The sequence below is a fragment of the Segatella copri genome, assembly GCF_019249795.2.
Taxonomy (GTDB): domain Bacteria; phylum Bacteroidota; class Bacteroidia; order Bacteroidales; family Bacteroidaceae; genus Prevotella; species Prevotella copri_B.
The window spans coordinates 67,508-80,942 of record NZ_CP156893.1 but is presented as its reverse complement, the minus strand read 5'-3'; the positions used below and the strand labels follow the sequence as shown (position 1 = coordinate 80,942).

Below are 13,435 nucleotides of genomic sequence, written 5' to 3'. Positions count from 1 at the left end.
CCTATGTTTGATCCTATTACAGAAAAACTGATAAAAGATATTCCTCAGTTTGATGATATTGATGTTGAGCGATTGCCTCAGTTGCTTTCAAGTGTTTATGCTCATATTGTCAGTGCAAAATCACAGCTTGCCAATGGACAGTTACCTTTTTTGATAGGTGACTTTGACAAAACAGTTAGAACACTAAACAAATTGATTTTTGGACTTGAAGCATTGATGATTCAAGACCTGTATCAAAAGCATGTTGAATCGCTTGCTTTTGTGACAGCGACAGCTTATTCCCTGAAGGACATGCTTTTACAGCAACAAGAAGAAAGTGTAGTCTCTATGGATTATATTTCTTCTGATGTTAGTACAGTTTTGCATTACTTGATAGCTGATGCTGTAACAGATGCTGTAGAAGTGGCACGAAAGTTTCATACGGCTGATGATATTCAAGGTAGTTTGCTACGCTATATTCGAATGTTGGCGGAAGGTAAATTAAAAGAAATAGTAGAAAGCGAAACTACTAAAGAAGAATTTCATGGTGATTATCAAGAGTATGCCATCAATCTTCTGATGAATGAATTATGCGAGGGCATCAAGGATGTAGCTCTTCATTTCTTGGGAAATACAACTATAAAACCTACTGAGCGTTTAGAACAAGTTCTTTTATTATCGAGTTTTCAAATAAAAAAGTTTGACCAAATAGATACTTATGTTGGCATCAGAAAAATCGCAAGGCTCCTATTGGGGGTAACAAAGCATTTGGAACGAGCTGCCCTCATTAATATTCCTGTGCCAGAAGGGGTAGATGCAGACCAATGGAAAAGTTTCTTATATAAAAGGTGTATGCAAGGAAGACCTTTTATTTGGAGAAATCACGGATTTGCTATATATAATCGTTTCTTAGATTTGGGAGTATCCTCTATCTTCACATATCCTACAGGTGCAGGAAAATCCACGATTGTACAGTTAAAAATTGCTTCTTCAATTTTGGCTGATAGGCGTGTCATCGTATTGGTTCCTACCCATGCTTTGGAAAGCCAAATGAAACGAGAACTATCTGCTATATTCAAAGAAAACTTTTCTGAACAAATGTTCGCAGGAGGAGAATTCTCTGAATACTTTGAAGAGGAGAATAAGCAAAGTATCGTGGTGATGACTCCAGAAAGATGTCTGACAGTATTGGGAGATGCTTCAGATAAGTTCAATGATGTAGGGTTGGTGGTTTTTGATGAGTTCCATCTGATGGGAGCTCAGGAAAGTGGCAATGATTCAAGGAGTCTGACAGCCATGTTTACTATGTTGGAAATCTTTGAAAAGTTACCTCAGGTGGATTTTGTCTTGCTTTCTGCTATGGTCAAGAATAGCCATGACATAGCGGATTGGCTGAAAAGTGTGACGCATCGGGAGTGCTTGGTGTTTGATGATAAGTGGAAACCAACCCGTCAATTGCAAGGGTGTTTGGTGTATGAACAAACTGAAATCAAGCAGTTACAAAATAAAGCTCGCACTTATCCTCAGCATAAGAGTAAGAAAAAATTGGTGGCTTCTATGCTTGCAACACCTTGGTGCTTGTTTTGTTTAAAAACGGTTTGGAATTCACAAAAAGTAAGGGATTATAGTAAAGTGAAGTTGTTGAATCATCAAATCTCGTTAGGAATAAGCCCTACAACAAGAAAATTAACTCCTAATAGAAATCAAGTTGCTTGCCAGATTGCTTCAGCCTTTGTGCAAAATGGGCTTAGAGTGATGATATTTGTTGATACACCAAGAAGTGCTCAGTCTATTCAAAAGAATGCTAAAGATGCAATACCTTTGGTGGATTTGTCTGCTTTATTTGCACAGAATCAAGCAAAGATTGATCAATTAACATTGGAACTTGGAGATTTTACTTATTCGTATTTGTTGAATCAAACTCCATGTGCTGTGCATCATGGCTTACTTTTGCCAGAAGAACGTGATCTGATGGAACAAAGTTATCGTCAAGAACATGGTGTGCATTTAATTGCTGCAACTCCAACTTTAGCTCAAGGTGTTAATCTTCCTGCTGATGTTGTTATTATTGCTGGTTATGACAGGTATGATGTCAATACTGGCGGTAGAGAAACTTTGAAAGCGCATGAAATTTTAAATGCCGCTGGTCGTGCCGGTCGTGCTGGATTCAACTCATATGGTGCAGTAATTTTGATTCCAAACCATGTGCTTGCTATACAAGATAACACTATTGGAAAAGAGTGGCAAAAAATTAAAGATGGAGTATTTGCCGGAGGAGATCAATGTTTTGTCATCAAAGATCCTATTGAGCGGATGGTAGGTGAGGTCCTGAATTATGGTAAAGCAGTAAATCGTGATGAAGAAATTTTGTTGTATCGTTTAGGGGATGACGAGAAAAACATCAAGAGAAAACTATCTTATTCTTTTGGCTCATATCTTAGACGAAAAGAGAACAAGGAACCTTTGGAGAATGATTCCGAAGCTTTAGCCAGACTGGTACAGTCAGAAGAGAAAGATAACTTTTTACAGAATGTATCTGTAAAGTATGGTGTTAATATGGATTCGCTTTCATTTATTCAGAAGTGGGTTGATGCACAGACTTTTGACGATTTGATGGGAATGCGTCCTGTAGAATTGGTCGGGGCTTTCTTTGAATTAACCAAAACAAGTGATGGGATTCTTGAATCTCTGATGGCAAATCCAACTGTAGTTGAAGTGATAAAAGGAATACTTCAAATAGAAGAGGAAAACTCGCTTTACATAGGCGACCTAGATATAGACAAACTGAAAGATTTGACAATTGCGTATATGGAAGGTAAAAACTTTCATGATATATCGGAATTGCTACCTCAATCAACAGGAAACGAGCATTTAAAGAATGTTCGCAGATTTGTATTATCTGTTATCCCATCTGTTTCGTATGCTATAGGTATCTTTAGTAAATTATTAAAGCGAAAGGCTGATAACGAAAATGTACACATTGATGGTGACATTCTTTTCCTTGCGACCATAGTTAAGGAAGGTGTTATAAGTGCAAGTATGCTGAGATATAAAGAAAAACATTTTTTGATGCGAGTTGCTTGTCATGAGAAATTTTTGAGTTTACATTAATCAATCATATAAATTTTAGAAAATGAAATAATCATAAGCCGTGATTGGAGGGTATGCTGCAACAAAAGGAAACTCTTCAATTGGTTTATGACGTAGTTGGGAAACTGCTATTTCTAACCTATAAAGAATGATAGGTTGATTTATGAGATTAATTGATAGTTTTTTACACTATAATCATAATATTCAATAGTTCGTTAATAATTCAATAATGTGCTAAGCAGCTATACGCTGTAAGCACGAGAAATCTTTGAAAATCTTGCTAATTAAAGTTCGGTTCGGGGTGTACCCGCTTGCTTTAAAAATTCGTTTCACCAGATAAATGTTGGTCATCAGTGACTTGAATGAAGACATAGAATATTCCATTCCCATCTCCTTCATAGTTACCTTGGCAACATTTAGTGATGTGAACGAAGCATTGAAAGCAAAATCGAGTTTCCACTTATCGCGAGCCTGGCAGTCCATAAGACCAGTATAGCCTTTGGCGTCACGAAAGCAAAATTCGATCTGGAACCTGGTTCTATAATAAAGAAGTACTTCTTCACCCGAAAGTGAGGTGTCTGTAGAGAAGAATAGTTTCTTCTTGCCATTCGGCATCTGCCAGATGACAAGTCTAACTTTACACCTGAGTGCCTTGGAATAGGCTATCAAAGTATAAGCTGTTCCTTCTATATCTTTCATCTCCATCTTCTCCATTCGAGTGAGGTCAAGATTCTTCATATCAATCTTGCCATCCTTGGTCTTTGGGCGACCACGTTTTCCAGTACGTGGACCAGCATAGACATAAAAGAGACAAGCATTGTCACGAAAGCGGCTTATCAAAGAGAACCCTTCTTTCTTTATCCCATTAACAAATGTACTTGTAGAGAAGTAAGCATCTGCAACTATGAGGGTTGAGAGTTTGAGAAGTTCCTTGCGGTAACGCTTAATGACGCTGATATAGAAAACTACCATAGTCTTGTTTCTAAGACTCAGTTCTTTATTACTTAGCGACTGGTGTGCTTTTAACATCATGCAGTCTTTGGTATCAATATCAATGAGGCCAATACCCATGATTTCGAGACCATGTTTAACAGACTGTGCACATCCCGACCAAAAACGACCGATATGTGGAGTCTTCTTGCCAGCTTTGCTGATGTAGCTGGGATCAATGGCAATAGCCCATCTTCCCTGTTTACCAAAGAAGCGCTTGGCAAGTGAGGCATTAAGTTTGAGCCAGTCAATGCTTTTCGACTTTTTTAAGCCGAATGCGTTGCGATAGGTTTGCTCAACATGCGAGCCATACCTCCCCATTTGGGTGAAATTTATCTTTCTTGGTATTACCATGAACAAAATTATCACCTCGATGAGTATTTTCTCGAAACTTTTTGTTAACTTTGCAGCCGAATCTTCAACTGCATCTTTAAAGATATCCATATATTGGTCAAGTCCTGTATTCATATAATTTTGCGTTTGTCGTGATTTGCAAAGTTACTGAAAATCAGCGACTTGACCAACTTTTTATAGTTAAGTTTTCATAAGCATTTATTAATATAAGTTATTGATTTACAGACGATTAAATGTTAATTTAACGCAGTATTGAAAGATGAGAGATTCACTAAAAAGTTTAATGGAGCATTGTATAGGATTAAAATATTCATTGCCCAATACAGGAAGTTCAATTCCTAAGATTACAGTTTCAACATTGTCAGACAAATGTTATCAAGTGTTGACTTCTGATGGCGACTTGTCTAAGATTATTTATTATGGTATTATTGAATATTCTTTCGATGAGAGTTCTATTGATTTAACTAAGCTAGATACCCTTCAAAAAAGAGCTTTAATTAGTAGAATGAAGTTTGATCGTGCTGCAACAGAGGAACAACAACTTAAGTATGGATTTTATGGCGAAGTCTTACTTTTTCTTATGCTGCAACATTTCTATGGTGCAGAAACTTTTATATCAAGAGGACATTTTTATAATCCTTTAGAAAGTTCAGAAACAAAAGGATTTGATACTTATCAAATGTTGCTAAAATCAGATGGAAGTATAGAACTCTGGTTTGGAGAAGTGAAATTTCATAAGTCTTTTAGGACTGGTGTAAATCAAATTCTAGAAAAAATAAACATTAGTCTTTCTGATGATTACTTAAATAAAAATTTTATCGCAATGGAGGATTTTGAGACATTTGTAAATTCTAAAGTGTCAATTTCTCCAATACTAGATGCCTTTAGGAATAACCCTACAGTTAACTTGGCAGAGGTAGCACGTAATAATGGAATGTCTTTTGTGTATCCGATGCTCGTGGTTTTTAATGATGAAGGCAAGTCTTATGATGAAATTATAAAGAGTGTAGTTGACTATACAAATAATAGATTCACTCAGTTAAACATAAATTTTTCTTTAGAATATTCGTTGTTTTTCATCTTGCTACCTGTGAGCGTAGCAAAAGATATTAAAGATCAAGTAAGAAAATGGATATTATCAAATCAGCAAGTAATATAATTAAGCTAATATATGCAAAGAGGCGAGGAGAAAATGTAGATGCAGATTTGGTGCAAAAAGTCTGTGTGTACTTTGACTCGATAAAAGGCAATGAGTTATCAAGTTCCGATTTGCATTTCCTTAGATATATAGCAAATGAAGCTGGAGTTCCTCAATACTATGTTATGTTGAGTAAATTTCAGCATGACTTAGAACAGTCTGAAGTGGATCTCCATATCAAGGATTTGCCGGTACTTGTTGGAGAGGCATCATTATGTGTTGCGGATGATGTGCAATTGCATAAGTATCAAATGAATGTCTTAAATAGATTTGAAAATGGCAAAAGTAATCGTTACTTCTTGTCTGCATCAACATCGTTTGGTAAGACTTTCTTGATTTATGAAATTCTGCGAAAGATGCAATATGATAATGTTTGCTTTATATTTCCAACAATAGCGTTGCTTTCTGAAAATCTCTTGAAGATATATAATAGTACATCTTATCAATGGGTTAAACAGGGATATAAAGTACATACCCTGAGTGATACTGAACTTCAGGAACATCATAACTTGTTTATTTATACTCCAGAACGATTCTTGTCTTTTATGGATAAGCATCAAGAACTAAAGTTCGATTTCTTTTTCGTTGACGAAGTTTATAAAATTGATAATGAGTATTTGGTAGATGATGAACAAAGAGAAAATGAAAGGGATGTTGCTTATCGAATTGCGACTCAAATTGGTATGGAGTGCAGTAGAGATTGCTTATTAACTGGCCCATATATCAAAATTGACGAGAATAATCCAGAGTCTTCCATAGAAAGGTTTCTTCATTGGGGTGGCATGTCTTTTGTTGATTATGGGACATTAGAAATCGTAGGAAAACAAGAGGTAGAGTTGAAATCGTCGAAGAAAATAAAATTACCAGATACCCAAACTATAATAAATTTTACCTCAGTAAGCAAAAAAGAACGTTTTAAGGAATTAGTGTGCTCTTTGGTTAATAATAATGAAAATGTTATAGTTTATACAGCAACAAAAGCTCAAGTAGAGAATTATGCAAGGGAACTTTTAGCAGATGATTTACTACCTGATGTTGAGTCTGAAAACATGGGTATGTTCTTGCAACATTTAGAAAACTTGTTTAAAAATAAGAAGGGGGCGCAATGGATTGTAACCATGGCATTGAAAAAAGGCATAGGGGTGCATCATGGGCTTGTGCCAAAATATATTCAAAACGAAATAATAGATTTGTTCAACAATGGTGTCCTTAAAGTCTTAATCTCAACAACAACAATTACAGAAGGGGTGAATACAACTGCAAAAAACATGGTTGTTTTATCTCATAAAAAAGGTAGGAAAGAACTGAAACCTTTCGATGCCAAAAATATTGAAGGGCGGGCTGGAAGGTTTATTCACCATTATATGGGGCGTGTGTTTGTTTTTGATAAGGAATTCTTAACCATAAAAAATGAAGCGACAGATGAGCTAGGACATAAGTTCTTTGACCGTAATACTCCAAAGACATCAGTTGATATTCCTTTTATAGATAATTGCTATCTAACAGAACGAGAAATCTCTGAAAAGAAATGGATTGCTGACATGGCAAATAGCGGAGAATTACCAAGTCAAATATTGGATGTATATAAGACGATTGCGCCAAAGGACAAGTACTATTTGTTTCAGTCAGTAAAAAGAATGACAGAACAAGAAAAGGAGGAAATGCGTAGTTTTATTTCATCTTATAATGGATCAAAATATATTAAGAAAAGTGGTTTGGAGGTTATATTTGGTAAAATAAAATCTATTTTACCTCAGCAGGGGGAACTTTTAAAACTTATTGAAATTCAACGAGACCGATATTGTCTAATGACTAATCTTGTTTCGGTCTTTTTGAAGCAAGGTTTTGTTGGATCTGTGAATTATTATATAAACTCCATGGGTGTAGATGAAGCTGTAAGGTATGCTGCAAAATTCGTGTTTAATACGTTGAGGTATCAAGTTGTCAAGTATTTGGGACTTTTTAATGTCTGTTATAAATATGCCTTGGCACAGGAACGAAATGTTGAAACTAGAGAAATTGTCGGTATTGATAGCCTTTTGATGCGAATGGAGTATAATGCTGATACGCCTTATGGACGAAAGGCGAGTGATGCAGGTGCTCCCTTTGCTGTAATAGATTATTTTGATAAGCTTTATTCGCATCAGAATGATGCAGGTTATGAGTTACTCGATGAGTACGAAAAACAAAATGTAAGGCGAATTAGAAATATTGTTCTAAGCTAACCAATCGGTACAAAGATTTCAGTTCTGCTTTTCAAATTGCAAAGGTAATCTATGTTTTCCATTTCTGGCGCATCAAATCGCCTGCTTACCATTGTTCGCCCTAGTGTGGTATTCGGAGGGAAATGGTAATTTCACCAGATTGTATTGGGCTATCCGTGGACATAAGTTTGCTTACCCTGGCAGAAAGGATACTATCAAGGTTTGTATCTATGTAAAGGAATTGGTTCGCTTCATGCTATGGAAGGTGGAAGAAGGGGTGAACACGAATAACTCGAATAACACGAATGGGGCAGACGTGAAGTCTGCTAAGGGCGTGGAGATTTATAACTGTTGCTTCGAACCTGCTTATACCATTCAGCATATCGTTGAGGCTATGAAGAAGGTAACTGGATTGACTCAGTTTGTGCCTGATATTCCTAACTGGGTTATCATGCCTATGGCAAGAGCTGCCATGCTTCTTGGTTCGCCAATGGGTATCTGTCCTGCGAGAGTAAAGAAACTCCAGATTTCTACTAATATCTGTGGTGAGAAGTTGAAGAACTGTGGCTATCAGTTTAAGTGGAGTTTTGAGGAAGTTCTCGCTGACTGGTTCGAGGATAATGACAGACAGGGTTTAAAATAATTATCAATAAATATGAAAGGAATCGTATTAGCAGGTGGTAGCGGTACTCGTTTGTATCCTATTACAAAGGGTATCAGCAAGCAGCTGATTCCTATCTTCGATAAACCGATGATATATTATCAATAACAAAGCTACTGTATTTGGCTATCGTGTAAGTGATCCTGAGCGATATGGCGTGGCAGAGTTTGATGAGCAAGGCAATTGCCTGAGTATCGAAGAGAAGCCTGAGCATTCGAAGAGCAATTATGCTGTAGTGGGCTTATACTTCTATCCTAACAAGGTGGTGGAAGTAGCTAAGCATATATCGAAGTCTTGGAGAAGCGACAGGGCTTGAAGGTAGCTTGCTTGGAAGGTATTGCTTATCGCCAAGGATGGATAGATAGTGATACGTTGCGTGAGAATGCTCAGCCAATGTTGAAGAATGACTATGGCAAATATCTCCTTTCAATTCTTGAAGAGAAAGAGCAAACATTAAAAAAGAATTTGGAATATTAATTTTTTGAACACGAATCTTACGAATAACACGAATATAGAGGTTATAGTTTCTCCTGAATGATTCGTGTAATTTGTGTTCGAATATATACATTGATTAGAATGAAAAATATTGTAATCACGGGCGGTGCTGGTTTCATCGGCTCACATGTAGTAAGACTTTTCGTGAACAAATACCCTGAGTATCACATCATCAACCTCGACAAGTTGACTTACGCAGGTAATCTGGCTAACCTCAAGGACATCGAGGATAAGCCTAACTATACTTTCGTAAAGGGTGATATCTGTGATTTTGACCTGATGCTGAAACTGCTGCAGGACTACAAGGTGGATGGCATTATCCATCTCGCTGCCGAGAGCCACGTAGATAGAAGTATCAAGGATCCATTCACTTTCGCTCAGACCAACGTGATGGGTACCCTGTCTCTGCTTCAGGCGGCAAAGATTTACTGGGAGAGTCTTCCTGAAGGATACGAGGGTAAGCGCTTCTACCACATCTCTACTGATGAGGTTTACGGTGCATTGCAGATGACTCATCCTGAGGGTATTCCTGCTCCTTTCACTACCAAGGCATCCAGCGATAAGAACCAAGAGGCTTACGGCGAGGAGTTCTTCGTAGAGACTACCAAGTACAATCCTCACTCTCCATACTCAGCATCTAAGGCAAGTTCAGACCACTTCGTCCGTGCTTTCCACGATACATACGGTATGCCAACCATCGTGACCAACTGCTCTAACAACTATGGTTCATACCAGTTCCCTGAGAAGTTGATTCCGCTGTTTATCAACAACATCCGTCATCGCAAGCCATTGCCAGTATATGGTAAGGGTGAGAACGTGCGCGACTGGTTGTATGTAGTAGATCATGCCCGTGCCATCGATATGATTTTCCACAAGGGTAAGATTGCCGAGACTTACAACATCGGCGGTTTTAACGAGTGGAAGAACATCGATATCATCAAGGTGGTTATCAAGACTGTTGATAGATTGCTCGGTCGCCCTGAGGGTGCTGACTTGGATTTGATTACTTATGTAACAGACAGAAAGGGTCACGATATGCGTTATGCCATCGACTCTAGAAAACTGCAGAAGGAACTCGGCTGGGAGCCATCTCTCCAGTTTGAGGAGGGTATCGAAGAAACGGTGAAGTGGTATCTCGAGAACCAGGAATGGATGGATCATGTTACTTCTGGGGAGTATCAGAAGTATTATGAGGAGATGTATTGTTGATGCCCCACCTGTCCCTCCCCCGCGGGAGGGTCCTTACCCTATACCCAACCCCTAAATCCCTACCATAGGGATTAGGGATGTAACCGCCCTCCGGTGCTCAGAACCGCTACGCTCTAAGGTTGGCGGACCATCAAAGGTCTACGCCATGGTTGTGCGGGATGGGACCGCCTTACTATAGCTTGCTGAGGTAGGGAATAGCAGTTAATAGTTTATAGTTTACGGTTGATTTCGTGGTTATTTGCTGATAACTTGCAGATTTCTTGTTAATTGCTTGGTGGTTTCGAGAAAAAAGCGTACTTTTGCGGCAGAGTTAAACGTTTAAAAGGAGAAGGTTATAATGAATGAAAGAATATTCGATATAAAAAAGGTTGCACGCTATATCGCTTTGTCTTTGTTGACGAAACAGATGACGGTTAGCCCTTTGAAACTCCAAAAGTTGCTTTATTATGCGCAAGCTTGGAGTATGGTGTTCTTTGGTCGCCAAAGACAACTGTTTGCAGATGTTCCGCAAGCATGGGTAAATGGTCCGGTTTACCCTACTATATATAATATGTGGAAGAATAGAAACATGTGTGAGCATCTTACACCAGCAGATTTTGAAACAACTGAGGATGTTATAGATGAAGCTCTCGGCGAGGTGACTAAGCAATTAGGGCTTGGCGATGATGAAATCCAATTGTTGGAACAAATAGTACTGAAATATGGTAGCAAATCACAGAATTACCTCATATTCTTGACTCACTCTGAATTGCCTTGGTGTGAGAAACGCGAGGGGCTGAAACCTTATGAACGCTCGGTAAATCCTCTGTCATTGGACACGATGTATAGCTATTATGCTGAGCGTCATGCCAAGAATGTAGAACGCAGAAAAGGTATGGTAACGGCATGAGTATAGAGATTTTTGATGATGACATCGAACAGTTGCGAGATGATTTATCTGTAGAACCTTGGAATGTCATCAGTAATGATGACGTCAGGAATTCTTGTCTGTTACCGATTCGCATCAGCTATGAATTTGTTGATATGGGAGATACAGAATATGGTTTTAATCAGAATTTCTCTGAAAAAGATACCTTTGAGTACTTTGACTGCATGAAATATATTTCTGGTCGAACCATTGATGAACTTTTGATGGATGATGGCTTTCGCTTACGTAGGCATTCTGCTTTACACAAGCCTTTGAAGTCGGCTTTGGATAAATTGGAACTTGGTATAACTGAAGGACAGCCAATCATCTTTCATTTTGGACTATATACGGATAAGAAGCAAATGGCTTCAAGAGAAAGTGGTGTTCGTTCGCCTAGAATATACTTTATGCAAGGGTTGTATGGTGTAATTTATCCTCTCTTCTTTGACCCTTATCATGAAATTACAAAATAGATTAATATCCTACACTGTGGTACTCCTGCTGTCACCTTTACTCTTCCTGGGTTCGCTGAATGGCGAGACTGGCAGAAAGAGTGTGAAAGAACTCTTCATCGTGCAAAAAATACTAGAGAAAATGGAAGAATGCAATAGGGAGAAGATACAATAATTTTGTGTCTGCTTGTGGAACCTAGTCTTTTTGAAAAGACGGAATTGGGAGATTTCCAGGCTATTAATGATCCAAAAACTACACTTTCTGAGCTTGAAAAATCGGCTCAGGAAAGAATATATTTGAAGCTAGTTGAAGAAATAGAACGTATAACCAGTTCATGTAACTAAATTCTTTTTATTAAAGGTTTTTCTAAAATATGAATATTTATGAACAGAAATGATAATTTTGAACTTTTCTTCTCGGAAAATGATCTGGTTTCAAATATTCATCATTATGATGTGAAAAGGTGGAGTAGTATTGATAGTTTAATTATAGATTAATAGTTGAATGAATGATATAACTGCAATTTTCGCTTTTCTGAAGTATTGCCTTGGAAGTAAGGAGAATATGAGTAGGGTGATTACTGGTATGGACTGGCAGGAGCTGTATTCCTTTGCTTCTAAGCAAGCTCTGCTGGGGCTTTGTTTTGAGGGTATTGAGAGACTGGGAAAGGAGTATCCTGAGGAGTTGAAGCAGAACCCGATAGGGAGGGAACTGCTGATGACTTGGATGGGTAAGGCGCAACAGATTCGCAGGTAGAACATGAAGGTGAATGCTGTGGCGAGCAAGCTCTTTTCTATGCTCAGGGAGGATGGATTGAGGTGCTGCATTCTGAAAGGGCAGGGGAATGCCTTGATGTATCCGAATCCTTATTCACGTACTCCTGGAGATATTGATGTTTGGATTGATGTTAGTATGGAGAGGATTATGGAATATGCTCAAAAGAAGTTTGAACTGGAAGATGATATCAGACTGCAGCATCTAGAGACTTCCTTGGATGGTGTGCCTGTAGAGTTGCATTTCTTTCCTTGCTCCATGAATAATCCTATCTATCATGCTAGATTGCAGAAATGGTTTCGAAGGAATGCGGATTTGTAATGCTCGCATATTGTGAGTCTGCCCGATGGGGCAGGGGATATTGCTGTGCCAACGACAGCATTTAATGTGATTTATCAGCTGACGCATCTGTATCACCATTTCTTTGACGAAGGGATTGGAATGAGGCAAATCATTGACTATTACTACGTTGTTTGCGACTTTTATAAAGTCTATCAAAATTCTTCTAAAATCACCCCGTCCCTCTTTACCATTAAAGAGGGCTCCACCTCTTACCCCGACCCTCTCACCCTCAGGGGAGAGGGAGGAAACCGCCCTACTCGGTGCTCGGAACCGCTACGCTCTAAGGATGGCGGACCATCAAAGGTCTCGCCAGATTGTGCGGGATGGGACCGCCGGGGTGTTAGTGGGGATACGGGTTCTGTTTCCTGTTCTTCAGGTTCTTCTATTACTTCTGTCAGTTCTGCTTTCACTACAGATTCTTCTGCCTCTACTGCTTTGGATGTGGTACAGAGAGAACTGAAGTATTTGGGATTGTGGAAGTTCGCAGGGGCGGTAATGTTTGTGCTTCATGAGGTGCTTGGATTGGCTGAGGATAAGATGATAGTGCCAATTGATGAGAAGCGTGGGAGGTTGCTGTTGGCAGAGATTTTGGATGGTGGTAACTTCGGTAGGCACTTTACAAAGTATGCTAGGTTTACGCATCAGAGTATGAGGAAGAAGTATTTCCTGAAGATATGGAGGAATATGCACTTCGTTCGATATTATCCTGCTGAAGCGCTTTGTGAACCATTGTTCCGTACTTGGCACTTCTTCTGGAGGATGAAGAACAAGAAATAATA

11 protein-coding genes and 2 pseudogenes are annotated in these 13,435 nt (G+C 38.6%); 12 read left to right on the top strand and 1 reads right to left on the bottom strand.

The window, feature by feature from the left end:
• Positions 1-3 precede the first annotated feature (3 nt).
• Positions 4-3,090: a DEAD/DEAH box helicase gene (locus KUA48_RS15425; protein ID WP_218433779.1), complete on the top strand. Its 3,087-nt coding sequence runs from the start codon at positions 4-6 to the stop codon at positions 3,088-3,090.
• Positions 3,091-3,303: 213 nt separating this feature from the next.
• Here KUA48_RS15425 and KUA48_RS15420 read toward each other — a convergent pair whose 3' ends face one another.
• Complete coding sequence (locus KUA48_RS15420) at positions 3,304-4,527, bottom strand: transposase (protein ID WP_369503344.1); 1,224 nt, start codon at positions 4,525-4,527, stop codon at positions 3,304-3,306.
• A gap of 145 nt (positions 4,528-4,672) precedes the next feature.
• On the opposite strand from KUA48_RS15420, the gene KUA48_RS15415 reads away from it, so the two are divergent.
• From KUA48_RS15415 to KUA48_RS15365, 11 genes and pseudogenes are all read left to right on the top strand, one after another.
• Entirely contained in the window at positions 4,673-5,572 is a 900-nt protein-coding gene (locus KUA48_RS15415) for a DUF1837 domain-containing protein (protein ID WP_218433314.1), read from the top strand.
• On the top strand, positions 5,542-7,836 hold the full coding sequence (locus KUA48_RS15410) for a helicase-related protein (RefSeq protein WP_256624477.1): 2,295 nt from the start codon (positions 5,542-5,544) through the stop codon (positions 7,834-7,836). The genes KUA48_RS15415 and KUA48_RS15410 overlap by 31 nt, the downstream gene beginning before the upstream one ends.
• A 63-nt stretch (positions 7,837-7,899) precedes the next feature.
• Positions 7,900-8,458, top strand: a pseudogene (locus KUA48_RS15405) (NAD-dependent epimerase/dehydratase); the annotation flags it as partial.
• A 12-nt stretch (positions 8,459-8,470) separates the two neighbouring features.
• Positions 8,471-8,953 (top strand): annotated as a pseudogene (locus KUA48_RS15400) (sugar phosphate nucleotidyltransferase).
• 99 nt (positions 8,954-9,052) lie between these two features.
• Positions 9,053-10,180, top strand: coding sequence for a dTDP-glucose 4,6-dehydratase (locus tag KUA48_RS15395; protein ID WP_218433312.1), 1,128 nt, complete (start codon positions 9,053-9,055; stop codon positions 10,178-10,180).
• A 337-nt stretch (positions 10,181-10,517) separates the two neighbouring features.
• Positions 10,518-11,069: a Panacea domain-containing protein gene (locus KUA48_RS15390; protein ID WP_153073756.1), complete on the top strand. Its 552-nt coding sequence runs from the start codon at positions 10,518-10,520 to the stop codon at positions 11,067-11,069.
• Positions 11,066-11,560 carry a hypothetical protein gene (locus KUA48_RS15385; RefSeq protein WP_218415400.1) on the top strand — a complete coding sequence of 165 codons (495 nt, stop codon included), beginning with the start codon at positions 11,066-11,068 and terminating at the stop codon, positions 11,558-11,560. Before KUA48_RS15390 ends, KUA48_RS15385 begins: the two co-directional genes overlap by 4 nt.
• A complete protein-coding gene (locus KUA48_RS15380) occupies positions 11,544-11,714 on the top strand; it encodes a hypothetical protein (protein ID WP_218415401.1) in 171 nt (56 codons plus the stop codon). The genes KUA48_RS15385 and KUA48_RS15380 overlap by 17 nt, the downstream gene beginning before the upstream one ends.
• Before the next feature lie 330 nt (positions 11,715-12,044).
• Entirely contained in the window at positions 12,045-12,296 is a 252-nt protein-coding gene (locus KUA48_RS15375; RefSeq protein ID WP_153073758.1) for a hypothetical protein, read from the top strand.
• Positions 12,297-12,299: 3 nt separating this feature from the next.
• Positions 12,300-12,635, top strand: coding sequence for a nucleotidyltransferase family protein (locus KUA48_RS15370; protein WP_218433310.1), 336 nt, complete (start codon positions 12,300-12,302; stop codon positions 12,633-12,635).
• 120 nt (positions 12,636-12,755) lie between these two features.
• Complete coding sequence (locus KUA48_RS15365) at positions 12,756-13,433, top strand: hypothetical protein (protein WP_218415068.1); 678 nt, start codon at positions 12,756-12,758, stop codon at positions 13,431-13,433.
• The last annotated feature ends 2 nt before the right edge of the window (positions 13,434-13,435 follow it).